General features: G+C 67.4%; 20 protein-coding genes. 9 read left to right on the forward strand and 11 right to left on the reverse strand.

Translation table 11 applies throughout. The features are described from left to right. The first annotated feature begins 63 nt into the window (after positions 1-63). Positions 64-651: a hypothetical protein gene (locus tag Pla123a_RS18830; protein WP_146589844.1), complete on the forward strand. Its 588-nt coding sequence runs from the start codon at positions 64-66 to the stop codon at positions 649-651. 153 nt (positions 652-804) lie between these two features. Then, entirely contained in the window at positions 805-1,230 is a 426-nt protein-coding gene (locus Pla123a_RS18835) for a globin (RefSeq protein ID WP_146589846.1), read from the forward strand. Positions 1,231-1,233: 3 nt separating this feature from the next. Here Pla123a_RS18835 and Pla123a_RS18840 read toward each other — a convergent pair whose 3' ends face one another. After that, on the reverse strand, positions 1,234-3,192 hold the full coding sequence (locus tag Pla123a_RS18840) for an acyl-CoA dehydrogenase family protein (protein ID WP_146589848.1): 1,959 nt from the start codon (positions 3,190-3,192) through the stop codon (positions 1,234-1,236). A 377-nt stretch (positions 3,193-3,569) separates the two neighbouring features. On the opposite strand from Pla123a_RS18840, the gene Pla123a_RS18845 reads away from it, so the two are divergent. Further along, positions 3,570-5,498, forward strand: coding sequence for a hypothetical protein (locus tag Pla123a_RS18845; protein ID WP_146589850.1), 1,929 nt, complete (start codon positions 3,570-3,572; stop codon positions 5,496-5,498). Between the two features lie 61 nt (positions 5,499-5,559). Here Pla123a_RS18845 and Pla123a_RS18850 read toward each other — a convergent pair whose 3' ends face one another. From Pla123a_RS18850 to Pla123a_RS18860, 3 genes are all read right to left on the reverse strand, one after another. Next, positions 5,560-6,435 (reverse strand): spondin domain-containing protein, encoded by an 876-nt coding sequence (locus Pla123a_RS18850; protein ID WP_146589852.1) that lies wholly within the window; start codon positions 6,433-6,435, stop codon positions 5,560-5,562. 230 nt (positions 6,436-6,665) lie between these two features. Next, complete coding sequence (locus tag Pla123a_RS18855) at positions 6,666-6,959, reverse strand: hypothetical protein (RefSeq protein WP_146589854.1); 294 nt, start codon at positions 6,957-6,959, stop codon at positions 6,666-6,668. A 4-nt stretch (positions 6,960-6,963) separates the two neighbouring features. Then, positions 6,964-7,521 (reverse strand): sigma-70 family RNA polymerase sigma factor, encoded by a 558-nt coding sequence (locus tag Pla123a_RS18860; RefSeq protein ID WP_146589856.1) that lies wholly within the window; start codon positions 7,519-7,521, stop codon positions 6,964-6,966. Between the two features lie 135 nt (positions 7,522-7,656). Here Pla123a_RS18860 and Pla123a_RS18865 point away from each other — a divergent pair, with 135 nt between their 5' ends. From Pla123a_RS18865 to Pla123a_RS18880, 4 genes are all read left to right on the forward strand, one after another. Beyond that, positions 7,657-8,769: an aminopeptidase gene (locus Pla123a_RS18865; RefSeq protein WP_146589858.1), complete on the forward strand. Its 1,113-nt coding sequence runs from the start codon at positions 7,657-7,659 to the stop codon at positions 8,767-8,769. Between the two features lie 130 nt (positions 8,770-8,899). Beyond that, complete coding sequence (locus Pla123a_RS18870; protein ID WP_391542787.1) at positions 8,900-10,228, forward strand: YeiH family protein; 1,329 nt, start codon at positions 8,900-8,902, stop codon at positions 10,226-10,228. 57 nt (positions 10,229-10,285) lie between these two features. Next, positions 10,286-10,855 carry a DUF5698 domain-containing protein gene (locus Pla123a_RS18875; protein WP_146589862.1) on the forward strand — a complete coding sequence of 190 codons (570 nt, stop codon included), beginning with the start codon at positions 10,286-10,288 and terminating at the stop codon, positions 10,853-10,855. A 157-nt stretch (positions 10,856-11,012) separates the two neighbouring features. After that, the gene (locus Pla123a_RS18880) at positions 11,013-11,480 is read left to right on the forward strand and encodes an Hsp20/alpha crystallin family protein (protein ID WP_146589864.1); all 468 of its coding nucleotides are present in this window, start codon (positions 11,013-11,015) and stop codon (positions 11,478-11,480) included. Between the two features lie 69 nt (positions 11,481-11,549). Here Pla123a_RS18880 and Pla123a_RS18885 read toward each other — a convergent pair whose 3' ends face one another. The 7 genes from Pla123a_RS18885 to argH all read right to left on the reverse strand — a co-directional run bounded on the left by Pla123a_RS18885 (position 11,550) and on the right by argH (position 21,197). Further along, on the reverse strand, positions 11,550-12,929 hold the full coding sequence (locus tag Pla123a_RS18885) for an alpha-L-fucosidase (protein ID WP_146589866.1): 1,380 nt from the start codon (positions 12,927-12,929) through the stop codon (positions 11,550-11,552). A gap of 64 nt (positions 12,930-12,993) precedes the next feature. After that, positions 12,994-14,061: a hypothetical protein gene (locus tag Pla123a_RS18890; protein WP_146589868.1), complete on the reverse strand. Its 1,068-nt coding sequence runs from the start codon at positions 14,059-14,061 to the stop codon at positions 12,994-12,996. A gap of 126 nt (positions 14,062-14,187) precedes the next feature. After that, positions 14,188-15,465 carry a glutamyl-tRNA reductase gene (gene hemA / locus Pla123a_RS18895; RefSeq protein WP_146589870.1) on the reverse strand — a complete coding sequence of 426 codons (1,278 nt, stop codon included), beginning with the start codon at positions 15,463-15,465 and terminating at the stop codon, positions 14,188-14,190. Beyond that, positions 15,462-16,322 (reverse strand): cytochrome c biogenesis protein CcsA, encoded by an 861-nt coding sequence (locus tag Pla123a_RS18900; RefSeq protein ID WP_146589872.1) that lies wholly within the window; start codon positions 16,320-16,322, stop codon positions 15,462-15,464. Before Pla123a_RS18900 ends, hemA begins: the two co-directional genes overlap by 4 nt. 150 nt (positions 16,323-16,472) lie before the next feature. Next, positions 16,473-17,477, reverse strand: coding sequence for a sigma-54 interaction domain-containing protein (locus tag Pla123a_RS18905; RefSeq protein ID WP_231956562.1), 1,005 nt, complete (start codon positions 17,475-17,477; stop codon positions 16,473-16,475). Positions 17,478-17,545: 68 nt separating this feature from the next. After that, entirely contained in the window at positions 17,546-19,795 is a 2,250-nt protein-coding gene (locus Pla123a_RS18910; RefSeq protein WP_146589876.1) for a HEAT repeat domain-containing protein, read from the reverse strand. Positions 19,796-19,817: 22 nt separating this feature from the next. After that, positions 19,818-21,197 (reverse strand): argininosuccinate lyase, encoded by a 1,380-nt coding sequence (gene argH, locus Pla123a_RS18915; RefSeq protein WP_231956551.1) that lies wholly within the window; start codon positions 21,195-21,197, stop codon positions 19,818-19,820. A 339-nt stretch (positions 21,198-21,536) separates the two neighbouring features. On the opposite strand from argH, the gene Pla123a_RS18920 reads away from it, so the two are divergent. Both Pla123a_RS18920 and Pla123a_RS18925 read left to right on the forward strand, forming a co-directional pair. Continuing rightward, complete coding sequence (locus Pla123a_RS18920; RefSeq protein WP_146589879.1) at positions 21,537-21,839, forward strand: hypothetical protein; 303 nt, start codon at positions 21,537-21,539, stop codon at positions 21,837-21,839. A 327-nt stretch (positions 21,840-22,166) separates the two neighbouring features. Beyond that, complete coding sequence (locus Pla123a_RS18925; protein WP_146589881.1) at positions 22,167-25,118, forward strand: sigma-70 family RNA polymerase sigma factor; 2,952 nt, start codon at positions 22,167-22,169, stop codon at positions 25,116-25,118. The last annotated feature ends 12 nt before the right edge of the window (positions 25,119-25,130 follow it).

The following is a 25,130-nucleotide window of genomic DNA, read 5'->3' on the forward strand; positions in this document are numbered from 1 at the left end:
CGTACCCCATACTTCAGCGCACTGTGCGTTGTCACGATTCTGGTCTTTGGGGACACGCTGACCATGTATTTTCTCTACGGATCCCGGCCCTTCGGCAAGGTCGATGAGATCGAGGGCGTCGGGCACGTCGCCACCGAGTTCGGCCACTTCTTCTGGTTCCCGCTGGTCCCCAAGGAGTCGCTGCTCGTCCTCAGCGAGAAGTGGAACCGGGTAGAGGGCATCCCGATCCGGATGTCGATGAAGTCGGTTGGGTTCGCCTACGCTCGCGCCGTGGCGTTCGTGTTCTTCTTGGCGGCGTTCGGCTCGGCCAAGGCCCTGTTCGCACCCGAAGCGGGGCAGGACCTCGCGCCCGAGCGGATCAACAACATGTGGGCGATTATGCTGATGGGCGCCGTTGCGCTGCCGGCCCTGATAGTCAGCTACACCGCGTGGATCACCCAGGCCGACTACCAGACCGCGGTCTCGCTGGTGTCGGAGGCCGGGCTCGGACCCGAGGTGAGGGCGCTGGTCGACGCCGCGTACGGCGCGACCGGGCAGAGCGTGCAGGCGTCGGCAATCGTTGGCGGCGCCCAGCTCCAGAGCGCGGCGCCCGGCGCCGACGATTGCAACCTCGAGTCGGCCAAGTACCTCAAGCAGTACGCCGACGTGTGAGGCGTCGGCAATACGCCTACCCCGCCTGGACATTGGCCGGTAGAACCGCGCCCCAGCTGGCGGCGTGGCTGTCTGGCGCCGCAACTACCTAGACTCGGCCGGACGCATCCCTCTACAATCCGCGTGCGGGCAAGGGAGTGTATCGAGGGACGCATGCCATTCCGGAAAGACCGATTCCTCGCTAGTCTCAAGCGGTGCCGGGAGTCCGAGCGCTTCGCCCACGAGTTCTACGCGCGGCTGCGGGCCAAGGACGACGCGATCCGCGATCGCTTCCGCTTCACCGACTTCGAAACGCAGGTCAAGAAGTTCAACGAGGCGCTCGATATCTGCGTCGACGCTACCGAGGGGAAGCAGGAGGCGCTCGCCCGCCTGCGGGAGCTGGGCGTGACGCACGACATCGACCACCACAACATCCTGCCGGATTGGTACGAGCTGTGGATCGAGGCCCTGCTCCAGACCGCCGAGGAGAGCGACCCCCAGTGGAACGCCGAGACCGCGGCCGCCTGGCGGAGTCTGCTAGAACGCATCACGGGCCGGATGGCGTCGTTCTACCTGCCGCCGGGCCACCCTGGCCGGTAGCTTCTACTGAGCGGGTGGGGCGTACTTCTGCAAAATCTCCTGTCCGCAGATCTCCTCGAGCCCGGGGAACGCCCCTGCGGAAACCTGGGCCCCGAGGCCGGTGACCTGCTTGAAGTACTGGTTGCTCGGCCGGCGGCCGTCGAGCTTCTGACGCAGCTTCTGGCACAGCAGGTCGGCCGAGACGCGGACCACCTCGTTCTCCTGCCGGGCGGCGTACATGCTGGTCGCCAGCATGGTGATCAGGTCCTGGCAGCGGCCGGACAGCTCCGCCATGCGGCACTGGCGGTCGGCCAGCTTGAGCTGGAACTTCTGCATCGCGCCGTCGATCTCGAGGGCGGTGGCGGTGAGCTTCTCGCACGCGTACTCGGCGTGGCCGCGGAGCTCGGACGGCATGCCCGGCAGGTTCGGCTTCGAGCCCCTCATCAGCTTGCGGCCAATCAGCCACTTGAGGTACGGCATCGCGACCGGAGCCAGCTTCAACGCGTGCGCCGGGTTCAGCGGGTTGGGCCGCTGGATGCCCGCCGCGGCGAGCGCCTTGCCGACCGGCTCGAAATAGGTCTTGCCGTGGCGCTTGACCAGCGACTTGAAGAACGCCATGCCGAGCATCTCCCCCTCGCCCTCGTAGATGCAGGGGGCGAGGAAGTCGTGCACGTTGTCACCGAAGGCGTGCCCGTGCAGGAATGAGCGGCCGCCGTGGGTCTTCATGTACAGCTCGATCGCGGCGTGCTTCATCGACTCGCTGCCGAAGATCTTGGCGATGATGCACTCCATCTCGCCGCGGTAGCCGCGGTCCAAGAGGTCGCTGCACCAGGCCACGAGCGCGTCGCAGCCGACGATCAGGCCGGCCATCTCGCCCAGGCGCCTCTGCACGAGCTCGCGGTGGGCGATCGGCTCGCTGTAGGTCACGCGGAAGTGGGCCCACGGGATCATGTCGGCCATCATCTGCCGCATCGTGCCGGCCGCGTTTGCGCACAACGAAACCCGCCCCAGGTTCAGCCCGTGGTAGGCGATGGTCAGCCCGTCCCCCTTGACCGGCTTCAGCAGGTTCTCTTGCGGGACGCGGAAGTTGTTGAACACGATGCCGCGGTTGTAGAGCCGCGCCAGCGCGTGGATGCCGTACTTCTTCAGCTGGAACTGCTCGTTCTCTTCGGCCGGCAGGTCGACCACCAGCACGGCCGGCTTGTCGTCGACCAGGCAGACCAGGCCGATCGTCCTGCCGGGCACGACGTTCGAGATGAACAGCTTCTCGCCGTTCACCACGTAGGAGTCGCCGTCGAGCACGGCCGTGGTCCGCAGCGCGGTGAGGTCGCTGCCGGCGCACGGCTCGGTCAGCGCGAAGGCGCTCAGCCGGCTGCCGTCCGCCAGCCCGGGCAGGAACCGCTGCTTCTGGTCGGCGTTGCCGAAGGTCTTGACCGGGTCGACCGCGCCGATGCAGCCGTGGATTGAGGCCAGGCCGGCGATCGTGCCGTCGAGGGTCGCCATCCGGGCGAGGAACGCGGCGAAGCTGCTGAACGAACAGTCGCTGCCGCCGAACTCTTTGCCGACTAGCAGTCCCCAGTAGCCGACGCCCGCCAGCTCCTGCAGGACCTCTTCGCGGGTCTTGCCCTCGTCGTTGAGCAGCGTGCCGGCCTGCTTGTGCCGGCTGACCACGGCGATGGAGTCGTCCATCACCTTCTGGACCTCGGCCGGCGTCTTGGGGGGCGTGCTGAGGAACTCGTCGGTCGGGACCGAGCGGTCCCACACCGCGCGGTGGGCCGGGCTGTTGACGGTCTGGTACTGGGCGGCGAACAGCTGCTCGACCTGGTCGTCGGCGGTGTCGATGGCGCCAGTGCGGCGGGCCTCGTCGTCGGACTTGCCGCCGAGCTTCAGCGCGGTCTCCGCGAACGACTCGACGTGCTCCGCCGCGGATTGTGCTGCGGGCGCGTGGTGGTCGGTGCCGGGGTCTTGCAGATCGGTCGCCATGGTTTCTCCGCCTTTTGCGTCGGGTTTTGCCTTACCTAAGTATACGTCTGCAGTGGGGCGTCGGCTCTCGCGAGAGTCGGTCAATTTGGCCGCGCGGGTGGGATTCCGCCCAGTTATTCCGGCTTTTTCGGAAGCCGCTCGCCGGCAGCCAGCCCGCGGCCTGGGCAGGAAATCGACTCGCCAGCGCGGCGGTGCTATCATGGGCTCCCGTCTGATAGCTTCTGCCGGGCGTGGCACGTCCAGCATCGAAAGAGCGGCTGTTCGCCGCAGGGAGAATTGCGCGCATGGTTCGCCGCTGGTTTCTGCTGTCGTCGTTAGTCTGGGCTGTCGCAAGCGCATCCGGTGCAGTCGAGGTCGGCTTCTCGTCAGACGACGACTTGGACAAGTTCACCGTTGACTTTCACGGCTACCCCGTGATCACCGGCGGCGACTCCGGCGTGGGCGGCACCGCCAGCTTGGAGATCTACGGGACGGTCGACGCGACCTACAACGCGAAGAGCTTTGCGCTGAGCAACGTTGGCGACACGATTGGCGTCTCGACGTTCTTCCGCACCGGCGTCCTCGAAACGCTCGGCTCTGGGTTCTTCACAACCTACGGCGAGGTGTTCCTCACCGACGAGCCAGACGGCGTTGTCTACAGCAACGACGCCGCATTCGTCGAGTTCGGCCGCGACTCGACCGCCGACTTTTTGCGCGCTGGCCCGCTGCAGGCTGGGGGCGGGTCGTACCCCGGTTTCAGCGAGGACTTCTCCGTTGGCACCCTGCAGGACAACCGCTGGTACAAGCTCGGGCTCGAGCTCGAGCACCTCGGCAGCGGGGACATCGGGTGGGAGGTGAGCCTCGAGGACTTCGGCGCGGGCGGCGACGCCTCGCTGGGCGTCGTGATGTCGGCGTCTCGCACGATCCGCGACAACCTCGGCCTCAAGTTCGATCCGGCCCTGTACGCGGGGTTCACCGCGCGTGGCGGGCAGGATCACGTAACCGCCGTGGACAACTTTGCTGTCGAGGTCCCGGGCGGCTCGTCCAACGAGTTGGTGATCGGACCGACCTTTGACGTGGCGTACCGGCCGGGCGATATTTCGTCGCTCGTCGAGGGCAGGACTTCCCTGGTTGTCGGCGGATTCGCAGGTTCCGACAACACGCCCGAGGAAGAGCCGGTTTTCGAGTTCCCGCTCGACTCAATCCCTCGGGGTGCGAGGATCGAGTCGGCAACCCTGAGGGTCAACACGGGCACGTCCTCGGGCGCCCCCCGGATCGTGGTGACCGGCTACGAGGGGGACGGCCTGGCCTCGCTATCCGATGGCGAAGCCGACGGGACGCTGGTCGCCTACACCGGCCCGGAGAGCTGCTGCGGGGGCGTGTCCGTGCCGCTGTTCACGAACTTCGTCCAGGCGCTGGCGAGTCGCGACGCCTCGCACCTGGGTCTCCGACTCCGGAGCGACGATCTGCCACAATACGTGAACGTCTACGCCGGCGAATCGACATTCTCGAGCGGCCCGCTCCTGGAGATCACTTATTCCATGCCGGGCCTTCCCGGCGATTTTACCGCCGACGGCCGCGTCGACGCGGCGGACTACTCCGTCTGGCGGGCGACCAACGGCAGCGCGGTCGACCTCCGGGCCGACGCCAACGGCAGCGGCGCGGTCGATCAGGGCGACTACGACATCTGGCGGCAGAACTACGGCGCGAGCGCGCCGGAGGACGTGGTGAACGGGGGCTTCGAGTCCAACGGACTTGAGGGCTGGCAGACGGTCGCAACGCCGAACGCCAACATCTCCTTCGGTTACCCCTTGGTGAGCTCGTTTGACGTGACGGGCGATGGCGTTTCGTCGCCCGCCATGCGGATCCGGGCGGGCCAGGACGACTACATCGATGACGAGGTTGCCGGCGGCGGGGTGAGCCAGCTGCTCTTCCTGACGGGCGGCGACTACGTGGTGGCGGCCGACATCGCGTCGCAGAATTTGTCGTCCGGCGGAAACACGGCGCCGGGGAGATTTGAGCTGTGGCTGGCCGGCCAACTGGTGGATGTCGTCGACATGAACGGCCAGAGCATCGCCGGCGGGCAGGTGATCCGCGACTCGCTCGCCGGCACGGCGCTGGGCGTGGCGCCGGGCTGGTACGACCTCGAGCTGCGTTTCCTCCGTCCGGCCGTAAACTCGGTCGCCATCTACGGCTACTTTGACAACATCACGCTGGCCCTCGCGTCGCCATCGATCACGGCGGTTCCCGAACCCGCCGCTGCAGCCCTGGCGTTGGTGCTGGGCGCGGCGCTGATGCGCGGCCGGCGGTCGAGCAACGCTGGCTAGCAGAAGAAGGAGGGCCCGCGACAACCGCGGACCCTCCCTGGGCAGAGTCGACAAAGCAGACCTACCGCCGCCGCCAGCCAACCACGCCTGCCAGCGTCAACGCCGCGAGCGCGACGGTCGCCGGCTCTGGGACAGCGGTCAGCGTGACCCGGGCGATGCCCACGGGCAGCTCATTGAAGTTCAGCCCGGTGAGGTCGAAGCCGTCGTTGTTGAGGAAGTTGGCGTACGGGTCGCCTGCGACGTTGGCGACGACAGTCGTGGCGTCCGCGGGGCCCTGGTCAGGTCCCGTTTGGCCGGCGATGCCGCCGAAGCCGGCCCCGGGGAACAGCCCGTTCAGGCCACCCAGGTCGGGCGCGGCGAAGTCGAAGTCCTCTTCTTCGGTGCCGGCGTCGTTTACCGTGCCGGGGGCGCCGATCACGAAGCTCAGCGAGCCCGACCCGTCAAGCAGGTCCATCAGGTCATGGGCCGTAGGCGAGCCGTTGGCGACAAAGTAGTCGTTGCTCGGCAGCACCATCGAGGCGTAGGAGAAGTAGCGGTTGGCGCCGTCGCTGGCGATGCTGAACACCTGGCTGGTGGTCTGTCCCGGCAGCAGCGGACCAGGTCCGGCGCTGACGATCGTCCCGTCGACGCGCTGGCCCGCGGGCTGGGCGTTGTCGAAGGTTCCGCTGACGCCGCCGTCGACGTAGGTCCGGCCGGCGAGGAAATCGGCAGAGATCGGTCCTGTGTTGCCGTCCTCCGCGAGCCGCTCGAGGCCCGGTTGGGCGGACAGCCCGCCGTCGTAGCTGTCGAAGCTGCCGTCGTGGAAGCCGACCCAGACCGGGGTCAGCACGGCGCCGCCGGCGGGCGCCAGGCTTTCGATTGTGACGCGGATGTCGACCGCCGACGCGGCAGTCGCGGAAGCGGCCAGGGTGAGTGCAATAAGCGTGGTGCGGAGCATCTTCTGTGTCCTCGGGGTGGCGGCCGCGCGTACCGGTAGCACGGCAGGAAAGCGGGAGGCCAGCGGGCAGGCGCCAGCGGGCGTACAGACGGCAGTGGGGCGAGCCCCCGTGCCTGACACAGGATTAGTCGCGCGGCGGGGCCGGTTATTACACCGCGGCTAGAAATTTTTTCGCGGCCGCGCGAATGTAACCTGGCTCACACTGCGTAAGCAGGCTCGCACCGCGGGGGCTAGGCGTCGTCGCCGTGGGCCTGCGTCCCTCTTGCCTGCGCAACCGAGCGGGCGATGCGTTGCCGCATCTCGTCGGGCATCTGCTGCGCCTGCGACACCCGTGACCGGGCCGCCTGGTCGATCTGGCTGAGCTGGGACGCCAGCTGCCGGCACCGCTTGCAGCTCACCTGGTGCAGCCGCACCGACCACCGCTCGACCGGGCTGAGGCTGCGGAAGCTGGCGTCCGAGAGCAGCCGCGCAGACTCCTCGCAGCGGAGCGTCAGCAGCATCTTGATGGCGCGGAGGGTGCTCACCCGATTACTCGTCGAACCAGCGGGATTTGAGTTCGCGGCGCAGTTCCAGGCGTGCGCGGCAGAGTCTCACCGACAGGTTAGTCGGGGAAATCTGCAAATGCCTACAGACTTCTTCGGTCGTTAGCCCGTCCATCACCATCAGGATAAACGCCTCGGCGAGGGTAGGGTTGATGTTTTCTAGGCATTTATCGAAGACCTCGGCGAATTCCTGTGACTCCAGGGCTGCCCCGTCCCGATCACGCCAGCGGGCGCCGTCGCCGGCGGCGAGCAGGGCCTCGACCGCCTCGGAGTCGGACGAGTCGGCGGCGGGGCGTTCGGGCCGCCGCGACGATCGGCGGTAGTGGTCGACAATCTTGTGCCGCAGGATCCCGACCAGCCACGTGCCGCGGCTGGCGTCGCCCGAGTATCGCTCGTTCGCCCTGATCGCGGCGAGCAGGGTCTCCTGCACAAGGTCTTCGGCAACCGCCGCGTCGCCGCCGACGCGGGGAAGTGCGTAGCCGTACAGCAGGTCGCCGTGCTCCTCGAGCCACCTGACGGCGAAGTGTTCGGGGGGCTGTTCCATACGGATGGGCGACGCGTGTGGCCGTGGGACGGGCGACGCCCCCTTGTCTCTCCTGCGGTTCTCGCTGGATGATACCACTGTGGACCCACGGTTCCCACAGTCCCCGGCGCCTCTTACCCCGCAACTTCCTTCGCCATGCACGACCCGCGAATCACCAAACTGGCCAACCTGCTGCTCGACCACAGCTGCGAGCTGAAACGCGGCGAGACCATCCTCATCGAGGCGATCGACCTGCCCGAGCAGAACCTGACCTGCGCGCTGATCGAGGGCGCCGCCGCCCGCGGCGCGACGCCGCTAGTCACCACCAAGGACCTCACCGTGCTCCGCTCGCTGTACCGCACCGCCACGCCCGAGGCGATGAAGCTGGCCGGCAAGCTGGAACGCAACCGGATGGAGCAGGTCCAGGCGTACATCGGCGTGCGGGGCAGCGGCAACAGCAGCCAGCACGCCGACGTCCCCTCGGAAAAGATGGACCTGTACCAGGAGCACTGGCTGCGGAACGTCAACGACTACCGGGTCCCCAAGACCAAGTGGGTGGTGCTGCGGTACCCGACCGACTCGTTCGCCCAGGCAGCCGGCATGAGCACCGAGGCCTTCACCGACTTCTACTTCGACGTCTGCACGGCCGACTACGCCAAGATGGCCGAGAACCAGAAGCCGCTGATCAAGCGGATGGAGGACGCCGACAAGGTGCGGATCGTCGGCCCCGGTGAAACCGACCTAACATTCTCCATCAAGGGCATCCCCGTGCGGCCCTGCGCCGGCCAGCGGAACATCCCCGACGGCGAGGTCTTCACCGCGCCGGTCCGCGACAGCCTCAACGGCGTGATCCATTACAACACCCAGAGCCGCTATCAGGGCACGGTGTTCAGCGACATCCGCTTCGAGTTCAAGGACGGCAAGATCGTCGACGCGACGGCCAACAACACCGAACGGCTCAACACGCTGCTCGACTCCGACGAGGGCGCCCGCTTCGTCGGCGAGTTCGCAATCGGCTGCAACAACTACGTCCGCCACCCGATGCTCGACACGCTGTTCGACGAGAAGATCGGCGGCAGCCTGCACCTCACCCCAGGCCAGGCGTACGAGGACGCCGACAACGGCAACCGCAGCCGCATCCACTGGGACCTGGTGCTGATCCAGCGCGAGGACTACGGCGGCGGCGAGATCTACTTCGACGACCAGCTCATCCGCAAGGACGGCTTCTTCGTGGTCGACGACCTCAAGGGCCTCAACGAGGGTTTGTAGCGCCCTCGCTCTGGCGGCGTGTGTCGTGGGTAACACCGGCCCTCGCGGTCCTGGCGTCGTTGCCGAACCGGCCGACTCGAAACCAGTAGTTAGACGGCGTGCTAACGGGAAGTCTCTGGGGAGGGACAACGTGTCGCGTTTGAAATCGATCCTAGCGAGTGACGACTGGTCGGCCGTGCTGATTGGCGGCGGGCTGCTTACGGTTTCGCTCCTGTTGGTAACGGCGACGCTGCCGGAGGCGGCGTCCGACGCGGCGATCACCAACCCGCTTGACGGCTGGTTCGCAAAGCCCGGCAAGTGGGAGTCCAACCCCGTCGCCGCCTTGTGGAGCTCGGCGCGCGACAACGAGCTGCTGGGAATCGGCGGCGCGTTTGCCGCTGGACTGGTGCTGTTCGGCGCGGTGGTCGCCGCCCGCGGAGATTCGTGGGCAGCCTTCGCCAAGGCCTTTGCTGGGTTGTTCGCCCTGGGGTTGCTGGCGCTGATGATCACCAGCCAGGCGGCTATCAAGGCGTACAACCTGGAGTACGCGTTGTGGGCCCTGGCAATCGGCCTGGCGATCAGCAACACGGTCGGCCTGCCGGACTGGCTGCGGCCGGCGGCGCGGACCGAGCTGTACATCAAGACCGGCCTGGTGCTGTACGGCGCGAAGGTGCTAATCGGCGAGCTCTACCAGCTAGGCCCGCCCGGCCTGGCCGTGGCGTGGGTCGTGACGCCGGTCGTGCTGATCACCACGTACTGGTTCGGCCAGCGGGTGCTCGGCATCGAGTCGAAGACGCTCAACATGGTGATCTCTGCCGACATGAGCGTGTGCGGCGTGTCGGCCGCCATCGCCACGGCGAGCGCCTGCCGCGCGAAGCAGAAGGAGCTGACGCTCGCGATCAGCATCTCGCTGCTGTTCACGGTGGTGATGATGATCCTGCTGCCGATGGCCGCGGTGGCGCTCGGCCTGAGCGAGGAGGTCGGCGGCGCGTGGATCGGCGGCACGATCGACTCGACCGGCGCGGTGGTCGCGTCCGGCCAGGCATTAGGCGAGCGGGCCGCCACCGTGGCGATCACGATCAAGCTGATCCAGAACCTGCTGATCGGCCTGACCGCGTTCGGTGTTGCGGTCTACTGGGTGCGGTTTGTCGACCGCGACTCGGACGTCAAGCCGAGCCTGTGGGAAGTCTGGACGCGGTTCCCGAAGTTTGTCATTGGGTTCTTGGGGGCGTCGCTTGTGTTTTCGATGGTCCAGGCGTGGGCGCCCGGCGGCGAGTCGATCGTCAACGCGGCGCTCAAGCAGGGGACCGAGCCGCTGCGTTCCTGGTTCTTCTGCCTGGCGTTTGTCAGCATCGGCCTGGAGAGTAACTTCCGCGAGCTGGCCCACGCGATCGACGGCGGCAAGCCGCTCGTGCTGTACGTGTGCGGCCAGTCGCTCAACCTGGCCCTGACGCTGGCGATGGCCAGCCTGGTGTTCTAATTCCAAATTGTTCGTTCGCGGTCAGCGCCGCGACAGCGAGGAAAGAGTTGGCGAGAGATGGAGTGGTTGGATTCGCTGCCGGTGGGTGTGCTGGCCCTGTTGATCTTCTGCCTGCGGATTTTTGATGTCTCGCTTGGCACGGTGAGGACCATCGCGGTCGTGCAAGGCCGGTCGACCGTGACGGTGCTGCTCGGCTTCATCGAGGTGCTGGTGTGGGTCACCACGGTGACGCACGTCGTGCAGCGGGCGACCGGCAACCCGGTGCTGCTGGTCGCGTACGCGGGGGGCTTCGCGGCGGGCAACGCGGTCGGCATCGCGGTCGAGAAACGCCTGGCCCTCGGCGCAGTGATCGTGAGGTTCGTGTCCCAATCGGCCGGGCAGGAGGTGGCCGAACTGCTGAAGCGGCGGTCGCCCAAGGTGTTCCAGTTCGAGGGCCGCGAGCACCTGGCGCCGGTCACGCTGATCTACGTGCCCGCCCGGCGCCGCGACGCGCGGCGGCTGATCAAGCAGGCGATGGAGATCGACCCCAGCCTGTACTACGCGGTCGACTCGGTCCGCGAGTCGAACTGGAACCAGCCGAGCCCCGCCCTGCCGACCGGCTGGCGGAGCGTGGCGAAGAAGAAGTAGGGCTGGGGGCGCCCGGCGCCACTTTGCGCAAACTGGGCGCCGAGAGAACCGTCGCCCGAGCCGCTTCGTAGGAACAGGAGAGCCCCCGTGTTGACGCGGGCGGGCCGCGAGCGGGGGCCGGATTGCTTTGGGGCGAGCCGCCCCGAAGGAGGCTGCAATGTTACGGTCGATGGTTCCTTGGCGGGAGAGGTTCCCCGCCACGTTCTCCCGGTTTGAGAACGAGATGGAAGACCTCATGGAACGCTACCTCGGCGCGGGCGAAGACTGGTCGGTCAACCGCTTCACGCCCTCGCTCAACGTGACCGAGACCGACAGGTCGTACGAGGTCACCGCCGAGCTGCCCGGCCTGGCGCCCGAAGACGTGTCGGTCGAGATGACCGGCGGCACGCTGGTGGTCTCTGGGGAGAAGAAGGAAGAGAAAGAGGAGAAGGGCAAGACGGTTCACCGGGTAGAGCGGAGGCACGGCGAGTTCCGCCGCGTCGTGCAGCTCCCCGACGCCGCCGACAGCAAGGGCGTCGAGGCGACGTTCGAGCACGGCGTGCTGACTGTGAAAGTCCCCAAGAGCGTCGAACAACGCCCCAAGAAGATCGCCGTGAAGTCGCCCGTGAAGTCAACCGAGAAATGACGTCGCGGCGCCTTCAGCGGGCGCACCCCCCGCGGTCGCGCAAGCGCACGGCCGCGGGATTCTTGCAAACTACTCGGTAGTGACTTTGAGTTTGATTACCGAGTCGATCGGATCGGGCGCCTGCTCGGGAAGCGTCAGCGTGAATTGCGTCTCGGTGGCGTCGACCTGCAGTTCAGACCCGTTGGCGAGTAGCTCCGCGGTAGCTGCCTTCAGCCCACCCAACGGCGCAGTCAGGCGTCCGTCCTCGGGCCAGTCGAACACGTGCAGGTACAGGGACCCCGCGTCGCCGTCTCGCTTGACGGTGCAGCGGCCCCAGGGGATTTCGATTGGGCTGGCGGACGTGCCGTAGATCGACTCGCCGTTGACGCGCATCCACTCGCCGATCTGGGCGAGCCGCTCCAGGCTGGCCGCGGGGATTTCGCCCTCGGCGGTCGGGCCGACGTTCAGCAGGTAGTTGCCCCCCTTCGACGCGATGTCGACCAGGTTGCGGACGAGCGTCTCCGTGGACTTCCATTTGTGGTCGTCGGCACGGAAGCCCCAGGTGTCGTTCATCGTCATGCACGACTCCCAATCGACGCCCGGCAGGCCGGTCGCGGGGATCTGCTGCTCGGGCGTGCCGAAGTCGCCGGCGTACTGCTGGTCGCCCTTGCTGAGGCCCTCCATGCCCTTGCGGCCTTTGCCGACGCGGTTGTTGATGATCAGGCTCGGCTTGAGGCCGCGGAGGTAGCTGTAGAGCCGCTTGCCGTCTGGCTCGGTCCACCAGTCGGGCCACTCGCCATCAAACCACAGCACCTCGGGGTCGCACGATTCGAGCAACTCGGCCAGCTGCTGCTCCATGTACTTGATGTACTCGGCCTTGCGGCCCTCTTTGATCGTCGACGGGTTGTAGCGGCCGTCGGCGCTCTTGCCCTGCGCGGGGTGGTGCCAGTCCATGATGGAGTAGTAGGTGCAGAACTTCAGGCCCTCGGCGCGGCACGCCTCGGACAGCGGCCGCAGCAGGTCGCGCCCGTAGGGAGTCGCGTCGACGACGTCCCACTCGGTGGTCTTGGTGTCGAACAGGCAGAAGCCGTCGTGGTGTTTAGAGGTGATCACCACGTACTTCATACCGGCCTGCTTGGCCGCCTTGGCCCAGGCGGCCGGATCGTACTTGGTCGGGTTGAACTGCGCGGCGAGCTGCTCGTACTCATCGACCGGGATGTCGGCGGTGTTCATGATCCACTCGCCGATCCCGGCCTGCTTCTCGCCATTCCACTCGCCGGCCGGCGCCGCGTAGAGCCCCCAGTGGATGAACATCCCGAACCGGGCGTCCCGCCACCAGGCCATCCGGGTGTCGGCTTCGTCGGCAGGGAGCGCGTGACCAGCTGCCTGTTCCGCGGGTTCGGCTGACGCGGCTTGGGGGAAGTTGGCTGCAAGAATCGCAAGCAGCAACGGCAACATTCGGCGGCGCATGACGGTAGAGCTCCAGAGGAGATGGACAAGAAGCTAGCGGCTCGCACTCGACCCGGGCGCCGCGTTACTCGCTGACGTGCTCGAGCACCGCGTAGCAGCCGGGGTTCCAGCCGTAGCATAGCACGTACAGCTTGCCGCCGACCACCACGCCGGCCGCGTTGTGGATGTGGTCGAACTCCTTGATGCCCAGGTCTTCTTGCGGGCGGAGCGTGGCGATCACTTTATCGCCCCGCACGAGTTTCACCACGCCGGGCTCGCCGTCCTTGCCCTGCAGGCAGCCGACTACCGCGAGCTGCTCGCCCTGCCAGTCGACGAAGTCGACGTCGCACGGGTTCGCGTCGACGAGGTCGATCGAGCCGAGGAACTCGCCCTCCTGGTTGAACCGCTGCAGCCACTGCCGCTCGCGGTCGGCGATCACCAGCGCGTTGTCGGCCGGGTCGAGCGTGACGCCGTGGTTGGTGGAGAACTTGCCGGAGGTGCGGCCGTCGCCGGGGACCGCGCCGCCGAAGTAGAAGTCCTCGTACTCGGCCTTGTCGACATCGGCGGTCAGCACGTACTTGCCGGGCGAGTAGCCGTCACAGACGACCATCCGGCCGCCCGCCGCGAACTCGACGTCGGTCGGGCGGTAGGGGTTTGCTTCGTCCCGGTAGTAGTCGTTGACCGCCGGGCGGCCCATCCGGGCGATGTCCTGGCCCTCTTTGCTGATGATGTGGATCTCGGCGTGCTCGTTGTCGGGCAGCACGAGGACGCCGCCGTCGCGGTTGAGATAGGCCGTGTTGTGCAGCCCGCCGGTCCGCACCGCCTCGGAGCTGGGGATGACGGTTTTGGTCTTCAGGTCGGCCGAGATCCGCACGGGGCCGCAGTTCTTCAGGCCGAAGTAGATCTCGCCGTTCGGGGCCTTCGCGAAACCGCCGTGAGCCTTGACCAGGTGCTCGTTGACCTCGGCCGGCAGCTCGCTGAGCTCAGCGTTGTAGCGGAAGCGGAACTCGCCGGCGCCGGTCACCGCGTCGGCCGGCGGGGCGGCGGTGGAGGTCTGTTCGGGCGTGGCTTCTGCGTGCACGTGCCCGTCGTGGGCCAAGGCCGCGGTGGGCGCGCAGAGCAGGAGTAGAACGGCAGTGGTGCGGAACGGCATGACAGACTCGCAGCGGTGGGAGGTCCAGGAAGTGACGGCCAAGGTCGCCAGGGTCGCGACGACCACCACTGTAGCTGCCGCCGCGGCGCGGAGCTAGTCTGCCGCAGCGGGCCGCCGCGCCGGGGCCTACTCCTTGAGCTGGAACAGGCGGCTGAGCGCGTCGAGCAGCTTGCGGGGCGAGCCCGATTTCGACTCGTCGCGGAGCGACTCCATCGGCGCGTGCAGCATCTTGTTGACCAGCCGGTCGGCGAAGCGGCGGACCTCGTCGCGGGCGTCGCTGTCGAGTTCTGGCAGCTTGTTGAATAGCCGGTCGAGCTCCAGCTCCTTCGGCTCTTCCAGCCCGCTGCGGAGCCGGGCGATAACCGGCGCCGAGATCCGGTGCCGGGCGTCGACGAAGAACTTCTCACGCTCTTCGTCGATGATCCGCTCGGCCAGCGGCAGCTCGCGTTCGCGGGCGCTGCGGTTGGCGTCGCACGCCAGGCGGAGGTCGTCGATCGAGTAAAGGTAGACGCCGATCTCGTCGGCGATGCGGGGGTCGAAGTCGCGCGGCATCGCCAGGTCGAGGATGAACAGCGGACGCTGCCGGCGGCGGGGGGCGATCTTCTCCCGGAACTGTTCGAGCGTGACCACCGTCTGCGGCGCGCCGGTAGTGCTGATGATCATGTCGGCCCGCACGGCCTGGTCGAGCAGGTCGGAGAACGACGCCGACTCCCCCTTCCACTGGCTGGCGAGCTGGGCGGCGCGGAGCGGGTCGCGGTTGACGATCGTGATGTGCTTGGCGCCGTGGTCGGTCAGGTAGCGGAGGGTCTCGTCGGCCATCTCGCCGGCGCCCACCACCAGCACGCGTTTGTCGTCGAAGCGTTCGAAGATCCGCCGCGCGAAGTCGGCGATCGCCACGCTCGGGATGCTCACGCGGCAGCGGTGCAGGGCGGTCTCGCTGGCGACCCGGCGGCCGACCCGCAGCGCCGACTGGAAGCAGCCGTGCGTCATCGGACCGGCGACGCCCAGCTTCTGCGCCAGGTCGTACGCCTCTTTGACCTGGGCCAAAATCTGCGGCTCGCCCAGCACCATGCTGTCCAGGCTGGCCGCAACGTGGAACAGGTGGTCCACAACCTCCTCGTCCCGCAGCGAAACGAGCTCCGAGTGCACCTCCTCGACCGGCACGTGGTGCGCGTCGGCCAGGTGGCGGGCCATCAGCCGCGGGCAGGGGGGCAGGTCGTCCTCGCCCGAGGCGACGTAGAACTCTACCCGGTTGCAGGTCGAGAGCAGCACCGCCTCGTTCGAAGGACGCTCGACCCGCCAGCCTTCCAGCGCCAGCGCCGCCTGGTCGGGCGTGAAGGCGAGTCGCTCGCGCACCGCCACCCCCGAGCGGTGGTGCGAGCAGCCTATCATGCGGAGCTTCATGTCAGTTGCCGTGGCGGTTGGGGCGGCTCAACACGCGCCGCGTGCGAGCTGCCGGTCCACAGCAGGGAGGCCAGCACGATCACCAAGAACCCGAACGACGCGACCGTCAGATAGGCGACTTTTCGTCCCCGCCGCGCGCCGGGGTACAGCCAGCGGAACAGCTCTGCGGCAACTAACCACAGCAGCATGACGGATAGACTGATTACGAGGGGGTCCCCCCAGAGGGAGGCCCCGTCCGCGCCGTGACGCAGCCGCGTGAGCACCAGGCCGGAGCCGAACCCGCCCGCCACCAATACCGCGCTGACCCCCAACGCACGCGAGTTGAGCTGCTCGAGCACCTCCAGCGACGGCAGGCGGAACTCGTTGGCCGAGGGGAGCTTCTGCTTCAGCCGCCAGCTCTGGATCAGGTACATCACGCCCGCCAGGAATCCGACAATCACCGAGACGGTCGCCATCACCAGCAGCACGCCGTGCGTGCGGCCCCAGAAGTCCGAGGCGTTCTCCGCCGCGATCGGCCGGTCGCTGGCGACGGTCGACACGCCGACCAACGCCAGCACCAGCGGCAAGAGGAACAGGCCAATCGCCTGCCGCGGAGCCGAGAACGACGCAAATAAGTACACGCAAGCCAGCGACAACGCCGCCACCGACGCCCAGTCGGACGGGCTGGAGAGCGGCGTGTGCGAGCCCCGCGCGTGGACCGTCAGGAACGTGATGTGGGCGAACACGCCGGCGATCGCGAAGCCGAGCAGCAGCAGACGGTGCCAGCCGAAGCGGCGCACGAGGCTGACTACCTCGAGCGACAACGCCACGGCGTAGCTCGCGACAAAGCAGAACGTAGTCGTTTCGGAGAGGTTCATCGCCGCCGGTTGATGAGTCGTTATTGGTTGCGCGGGGCCGCTCAGGAATGACTCAAAAACAACTGCCGCGGTTTTCTGTTCACCGCCCCGGCTTACCCCCTCCCCCTTGGGAGAGCGACATCGGATGAGGAAGTTGTGTTGCAGGTATTCCTAGGCGGTCTTGGCTCCGCCCGCCGGCGGTTCCAGGCCGTAGTCTTTGATCTTTTTGTGCAGCGTGTTGCGGTTGATCCCGAGCCGCTGGGCGGCCTTGATCTGCACCCCCTCGCACTGTCCCAGCACCTGGGAGATCACCTCACGCTCCACCCGGTCGACGATCCGGCTGTGCAGGTCCTCGCTCTTGTCGTCGGCCTGGCTGAGGCCCTCGACCACGAGCTGCTCGGCCAGCGAGTCGAAGTCGAAACGGCGGATCGCCATGCTGTGCGGCTCGACCTCGCCGCGGACAACCGCCGGCAGCAGCTCGACCGTCAGCTCGTCCCCCATCGCCATCACGACCGCGCGTTCCACGTAGTTCTGCAGCTCCCGTACGTTGCCGGGCCAGTGGTAGTCCTGCAACGCCTCGAGCGCCTGCGGCGAGATGTGCGCGACGTAGGTGTCGTTCTCTTCATTGTAGTAGTTGAGGAAGTGTCCGACGAGCGACGGGATGTCCTCGCGCCGCTCGCGGAGCGACGGCAGGTACACCGGCACCACGTTCAGGCGGTAGTAGAGGTCCTCCCGAAAGCGGCCCTCGGTGCTCTCCTCCAGCAGGTCGCGGTTGCTGGCGGCGATCACCCGCGTGTCGACGCGGATAGTCTGGGTGTCGCCGACCCGCTCGAACTCCCGCTCCTGCAGCACCCGCAGCAGCTTGACCTGCAGGTGCAGCGTGGTGCTGTTGATCTCATCGAGGAAGATGGTGCCGGTGTGGGCGGCCTCGAAGCGGCCGGTGCGGTTCTCGATCGCCCCGGTAAAGGCGCCCCGCACGTGGCCAAACAGCTCGCTCTCTAGCAGGCTCTCGCTGAGGGCGCCGCAGTTCACACGGACAAACGGCTTCTTCTTGCGGTCGCTCAGCTCGTGGATCGCCCGCGCGATCAGCTCCTTGCCGGTGCCGGTCTCGCCGAGCAGCAGCACCGAGGCCTTCCGCGAGGCGACCTGCCGCGTGATGCGGTAGACCTCCTGCATCGCGGCGCTGGATCCGATGATGCTCGGCAGCGGCGGCTCGGTGGTTCGCTGTGGGGAAGGCGCGGTCATTACCCCTCGTTGCTGCGAGGTTCTTCGCTGGGAGTTTCGCCGCTCAGTGATTCGTCACGCAGTGATTCGATCGAGTCGAGCACCGCGCCGAGCACCCGTTGGGTGTCGGGCGACTCGGTCTCGCTGGCGTTGTAGCGGTCGTACTGGCCGACGATCTGCTGCCGGGTGAGCAGCAGGCCGTGCTTCTGCACGCTCTGGTCGAAGCCGGCGGCCGCCGCGTCGCGGGTGGCGACCGGCAGCACGTCCTGATTGGCCAGGTTGAGCAGCGAGGTCTGGCTCTCCGGTGTGCCGACCAGCGCCAGCGACGGGATGGTCGACGCGATGTCGGACGACCGGTTCACCGCGGCCAGCAGTTCGGACGAGTGGGCCCGCACGTTGTAGAAGCTCGGGCCGTCCTTCAGCAGCCGCTCGATCCAGCCGGCGGCGGCCGCGGCGTGCTCGTTCCGCTGGGTGGGCGTCGGCAGCCCGGCGGGGGCGATCTCGCGCGCCGCCTGCGCGATCGAGGTGGTCGCTTCGGTGCTGTGAGGCCGCGGGAAGGCGAGCACCCGTTCGTGCTCGCGGGCGATCTGCTTAGCGCGGTCGAGCTGGCCGTCGGCGGCCAGCAGCACCACCGGCAGGTTAGCGGTGGCGGTCAGGCGGCGGACCTGGAACAGCACCTCACGGACGTTCGGACGCAGCACGCCGGTGTCGATGATCACGAACTCGACATCGGGGTGGTCGGCGGCGTCGCACACCACGGCGGCCCCGATATTCGTGGCGATCGCCTGCACGCCGATGCCCGCCAGCCGCCCGCTGACGGTCGCGGCGTCGGCGGTCTTGGGCATGGCGACAACCGCCGCGGACTCGCCGTCGCTGCTGGCAAAGTGCAAGAGCGACTTAGTTACCTTGCTGCTGCCCGGGAACGGGCTCGTCGGGTTGATCTGCATTATCGCCTCGAGAGCGGCGAAGCGGACCGCCGGGTGCGACGCCACCAGCGCCGCCGCCAGCGGCGACGGGCGTCCGTCGTGCGTGGCGAGCACCGCGGGGTTGCGGCGGCTGCCCAGCTCGGCGGCGATCGCGATTGCCGACCCGGTGAGCGATTCTTCGGTCGCCAGCTCGAGCGCCTGACTAAGCGTCTCCGCAGGCAGATCGGCAGCGGCGGGGCCGGGCAGCGTCGCGGCGACGCCACGGTTGTCCAGCAGCCACTCGGCGTGCAGCCGGTAGGCCACCGCCAGCGTGGCGTGGTCGGGATCGCCCTGATTCAGGTTCCACAGGTCGGCGGCGAGCTCCGCGGTGCGGAGGTGCGCCGCGTCCTCACGCGAGACGCCCGCCGACACAACGGCGGCGTCTCCCGCGGCGAGGTCTTGGTTCCAGATCCACGCGGTGGCGCCGCCCTCCTGGGCCCCGGTTCCCGGGACACCGCGGCGGGCAGGCACGCCGGCGTTGGCGTTAACGATGGCGTCGCGGAGCAGCGGCTCGGCGCTAGTGGGCGAGAACGCCACGCCGGTCAGCTCGCTGAGCGACCACCGGGCGGCGGCGCCAACCGGCTCGCTGCCCTGAGCGCCCGCGGCGATCGCGGCCAGGCGGGGGATCGACGCGCGGTCGCCCATCTGGCCGAGCGCCCACGCGGCCTGCTGACGCACGGCGGCGTTGGGCGAGTCGAGCGCGGCGGCGACCAGCGGGGTCGACAGCGGCTTCATCCGCACCAGCGCCTCGCGGAGGCGGCTCTGCTGCTTCGCGTCGTCGGCGGCGGCCAGGGCGGTGATGGTCGCCAGGGCGCCGTCAACGCCGGCCGCCTGCAGGCCCTGCAGCGCGACGCGGCGGGCGGCCTTGTCGCCGGTGGCGTACTGTCGGGTCAACTCACTCAGGCGCCCGGGGTCGGCGGCGGCTGCGCCGGCTGCCTCGAAGCACTTGCCCGCGAACTGGTCGGCCGCGGGGCCGAGCTCGGCGGCCCGCGCCAGGCGGTGGATCTTGGCCGCGCCAAACTGCGCGACCAAACCGGCCAGCTGCTCGCCGGTAAGGCTCATGCCGGCCAGCTCGTCCATCAACGGCTTGGCCAGCTCGCCCTCGCCCAGGTTGACCAGCACCAGGAGGTCGCGGACGTAGTCGGCGGGCTCTTCGCGTTCGTTGCTGAGTGCGTAGCCGGCGGCGCGGCTCGGCGCCGCGGGGACGACATCATCAAGGTCGGTCTGCGCAACCGCTGGGGTGACGGCGAGCAACGACGCTGCTGCCAATGCACAGAGGGCGGAAATGGGAAGCCGAAGATTCATGCTGTGGGACTCGGGATGCTGGCTAATCTCTCAGGCGATCCTTCCAGACGGCAATCTGTTCCTCAACCTTGGTGGGGTTGGTGCTTCCGGTGCTGCAAAACGCTTTCACGGCGTTCTCAACGCCGAGTACCTCGTAGACCGACTCGTCGAGCAGCTCGTGGGCCGACTTGAAGAAGTCGACCGGCAGGTCCGAGAGCCGCTCGCCCCGCTTCATCGCCGCGCTGACCAGCTTGCCGATCAGCTCGTGGGCGGTCCGCTGCGGCACGCCCTGGTGGATCAGGTGCTCCATGAGCGTGGTGGCGTCGAGGTAGCCGTGGTCGAGCCGGGCCTCGATCGATTCCCGCTTCAGGTCGGCTCCGGCGGCCAGCGGGGCAGCCAGCTCTAGGCACGCGCGCACGGTGTCGGCCGAGTCGAACACCCGCTCTTTGTCTTCTTGCAGGTCGCGGTTGTAGGCCAGCGGCAGCGACTTCACCAGCACCAAGAGCGACGTCAGGTTGCCGTCGACCCGGGCGGTCTTGCCGCGGATCAGCTCGAGCACGTCGGGGTTGATCTTCTGCGGCATGATCGAGCTGCCGGTGCAGAACTGCTGCGGCAGCTTGATGAAATCGAACTCGATGGTTGCCCACAAGATCCACTCTTCGGCCCACCCGCTCAGGTGGGTGGCGACCAGCGACAGGCAGAACGCAAACTCGATGGCGAAGTCGCGGTCGCTCGAAGAGTCGAGGCTGTTGGCCACCAGGCCCTCGAACGACAGCTCCTTGGCGACCAGCTCGCGGTCGATCGGCATCGTGGTGCCGGCCATCGCGGCGGTGCCCAGCGGCAGCTGGTTGACCCGCTTGCGGCAGTCGGCCAGCCGCTGGCGGTCCCGCTCAAACTTCTCGCAGTACGCCAGCCAGTAGTGGTTGGCGAGCACCGGCTGGGCCCGCTGCAGGTGGGTGTAGCCCGGCAGGATGACGCCGGCGTCCTTCTCGGTGCGGCTGATAAAGGCGTGCTGCAGGATCTTCAGCCGCTTGTCGATGGCGTCGATCTCGTCGCGGACCCACAGCCGGAAGTCGGTGCTGACCTGGTCGTTGCGGCTGCGGCCGGTGTGCAGCTTGCGGCCGACGTCGCCGATCTTCTCGACCAACGCCCGCTCGATGTTCATGTGGACGTCTTCCAGCTCCCGCTTGAACGGGAACTTGCCGGCCGCGATCTGGTCGCCGATCGCCGTCAGGCCCGACACAATCTGCTTCCGCTCGTCCGCCGTCAGGATGCCCACTTCTGCCAGCATCCGCGCGTGGGCAATCGAGCCCCGGATGTCGTGTTCGTACAGCCGGCGATCGAAGCTCACGCTCTCGGTGAACTCTTCCACGCGTTCGTCGGTGGCGGACTCGAAGACTCCGCCCCAAGGCTTATCAGACACGGTAGGCAGTCGGCGGGTAGGAGGGTGAGAGAGCCAGAATGCGGTGGGCATAAGCAGGGCTTGCGCCAACTTGTTTACGGTAAACGGCTTACGTGATCAAGTCAACGAGCCCCGGGCAGCCGAAGCCTAAATAATAGGCACATTCGGTATAAGCAAATGGCCAACTCTAGCGTGGCTAACGGTTGGGCCGCGTTTGGGGCCAACCTCGGCCTCCGCTGGGTCTGCGCTGGGCCTGGCGGTTTTCCTGCGCGACTTTGCCAAGATCTCCCCCAGGCGGGCGAAGTCCCAATCGAATAAGCTAGACAGCCAGCCCCCGACCCCTCCACACAGGCCAACCATATGCTCCCCATGCTCGCCCAAGAAGCCTCGCTCGCCGAGCAGGTCTCCATGAACGGGAGCCTCACCCCGGACCAGGTCTTCGTGCTGCTGATCGTCGGCATCGGCTGCGTGACGGCGGCGCTGATTGTGGTGTTCTGCGTCTTCTCGGGTCTGGTCGCCTCGCTGCAGAAGAGCCGGATGGAGATCGACCTGAAGCACGAGATGCTCGACCGCGGCATGTCGGCCGACGAGATCGCCACCGTGGTCAAGGCGAGCAAGCCGACCGACTTCCTCGAGCGGCTGGCCGACCGCCGGCGGTGCTAGTGTTCTTTCCTGCAGCAGGTGCTCTAGGCCCGGCGTTTACGCCGGGTCGTGGGAGTCGCTATCACCCCATCAGGCCCGTTCACGGGCCTTCCGTCCCGGCGGCTTGAGCCCGTTGGCCCTGCTGGAGCCCCGTGAACGGGGCTCCAGCAGCGGAGTGTGACCAGGCAAACCCCGGCATGAATGCCGGGGCTAATCGTGCCGGGGATCCAACACGGCAGGTGTTTTCTCGGCTTTTTTCAGAATCGCCGCGGTTCGATCGGCGATAATCGGCCTCGGTACAGGTAGCGGCAAGGGTTCCAAACGCCGCGACGCACCCTGGAGAGCCCGATGCCGACCACTGCCAGACGCCTGCTGACCAGCGCGCGGACACGCCGCACCACCGCCAGCCCGATCTCCGCGACCGACGGCGAGCTGTTGATGCGGTTCCGCCGCGGCGGCGACCCCCAAGCCCTGGCCGAGATCCTCGACCGCCACGCCGCGATGGTGTGGGGCGTCTGCCGCAACGTGCTGCACCGCGAGGCCGACGCGCAGGACGCGTTCCAGGCGACCTTCCTGATCCTGCTCCGCCGCGCCGACAGCATCCGGGCGAGCGAGTCGGCCGCTGGCTGGCTGTACCGGGTCGCCCTCCGCGCGGCGTGTGACGCCCGCCGCGCCCGGCTGCGCCGCCGCGAGGCGCCGCTCGACGACGAGCCGCTGCAGCCCGAGCCGGCGTTCCCCGACATCGAGCGCCGGCAACTTTCCGCCGCGCTGATGGAGGAGCTGCGTGCTCTTCCTGACAAGTACCAGACGCCGCTCGTGCTGCGGTACCTAGAAGGCCTCAGCCGCCAGGAGATCGCCGACCAGCTCGACACCACGGTCGCCACCGTGCAGGGCCAGCTGGTCCGCGGCAAGCGGCAGCTCCGCTCGCGGCTGATCCGCCGCGGCGTGTCGCTCTCGGTGGCGATGGGCGTGCTGGCCGCCAGCCGCCCGGCCGAGGCGGCGCCGGTCGGCCCGGTGCTCAGCTCCGGCGGCGCGATCGCGTCGCACTCGGTGATCGTCCAACAACTGACCCTCAGCGGAGCCCGCTCGATGATGATGGCAGCCTACGCCAAGCCCCTGGCCGTCGCCGCGACGATCGCGATCGCCGCGTTGGTGGCCACTGCCGAAGACCAATCAACCCTAGCGTCAAACGCTGTGGCGGGGCCCGCGTCGAATCTCACCGTGCAACTCGACGCCACGCCGGTGGATGCCGACGAAGGGGCTTCGGTCGCCATGACGCTACCCGCGGCGCCGATCGTCGAGGCGGACGCTGCCGAACCCGTCGACGCCACGCCCGTCGCCGTCACTCAAGCCGAACCCACCGGCGCCAATCGAGACGCCGACCAAGACGCAGCCGCTCCGCAGCAGGAACTCGTCGACGTGTACCGCCACTTGGTCGAAATGGTCCGCCAGCAGCACGAGCAGGGAGTCGCGTCCACACTCGCACTGCTCACGGCCGAACGGCGTTACGCCTCGGCCGTGGCAGAGCTGCACCAGATCCACGGTGAGCGAGAGGAGGCACTTCGCCAGCTCAAGGTCGCGGTCGACCTAGCGGAGCGGCGTTCGGAACTAATGCAACATGCCGCCCAGTCGGGCGAGCCGGCGAGCATCGACGACCAGTTTGACGCCGCCGAGCAGCTGACGCGGGCGAAGCAGGCGTTGGTGGCGGCCCAGCAGCAAATGGTCGCTAACGCCGAGGCCCTCGAGGCCCAAGCCCGGGCGGTAGAGATGCAGCGGCGGATGGGGGAGTTGCAGAACCAATCGGCGGAACTGCGGGAGACGAACCCCAAGCAACCGTCGTCGGCAAGGCAGGCAGAGGATATGGAGTTGCTCGCCGCCTTGGCGGCGGATTCGAAGTACCAGTACCTACAGCAAAAAAAGCAGTCTTACGAGCAGTACTTGGCGGACATGAAAGCAATGAGCGGGGTGGGCGAGCACAAGTTCCGCCAGATTCAGAAGCAGGCCGACGCCGTTTCCGATCAGCTTGCGGCGTATCGAGCCCAGTTCGAGGCAGCGCTGCGAGCGAAGGATCTCGGAGGACGCACAGGAAGCGATCCGGAGGGGCGAGAGATTGAAGCGATGCCGGTCGTGCCGGAGCGCGATCAGTACGGGCCCGAATCGACGATGAAGCAGGGGAACTGGAACGCCGAGCACGAACCGTCGGAGCTAGATCCGAAGGGCTGGGCCGTCATCGCTGATCTGCGGCTCGGAGAGCACATGCCGGTGCTGCTGCCCGGCGATCCGCGGCCTCGCCCGCACATGAAGCTCGTCCGCATGGCGGCGAATGGGCACGACGGTCACTTTTCGGCCCTGATGTCGGTTGTCGACCCCGGTACCGACTCAAACGGCCTCGCGGCTAATTTGGGGGGCAACCCAACGAGAGTCGTAGTGCGTGGTGAGGTGTGCGAACTTCGACAACTTGGCCCCGGGTTGCGGCCAGAATCGGCATTGGTCCTGCTGCGCTGCGTGCGGGGGCGCACCAACACGGAACTAGAACAGGCGTTGCCAAACTACATAACGGCGACGATGGTGTTGACTAGGTCCACGCTTCGGCCGGGAGAGCAGCGACAAGTTGCAAGGCTCGAAGAACAACTCCAGGATACACAACGTCAATCCGACCGCGCTCGACTAGAAGCCGAGCACCAGAGGCAGGTTGCCGAAGAACAGGTTCGAGAGATGCGGAGCCGGCTAGAGGAGCAGGCACGCCAGATCGAGGAGCTCACCAAGCAACTCAAGTTGCAAGCTCCTGGCGATAAACCAGCGCAGCACGATGAGCCGCAGGCAGAAGCGGACCGACCCGCGCTGGAAGATCTTCCGGAGGTCGCCAACTCGAAGGTGTATGTCGTGGGAACCTACAACGGACCGGAGGACAAGCCGCTGGTGGTGCGCGTCACCAAGACAGGCGAGCCGCTCACGGTGGTGCTGAGTTCTTACTACTGGCAGGACTGGAAGCTGGAGGTCGGCGAGGGGGTCGACCTGAAGCGGGTGATCGTGGCTGGCTACAACGAGCAACGCATCGACGGCGTCATCGACGGGTTGCCGGAGGGGGTCCCGTTGGACGTCTACACCTATTTCCCGACCAAGCACGCCCGCAACGATATTCGGCGGCCGGACGGGGTCGAAGACCGCGCCTTCTTCTGGGCCTACAAGGAGCACAGCCCTGAGTACTTCGACCTGGCCGACAAGCTGAGGCAGATCACCGGCCGAGAAATCGAGTCGTTCCAGGGCGACTACACGGCGCAGTCGTTCGAGATCAAGTAGGCCAAGACGCCG

This window comes from Posidoniimonas polymericola (genome assembly GCF_007859935.1).
In the GTDB taxonomy this organism is placed as follows: domain Bacteria; phylum Planctomycetota; class Planctomycetia; order Pirellulales; family Lacipirellulaceae; genus Posidoniimonas; species Posidoniimonas polymericola.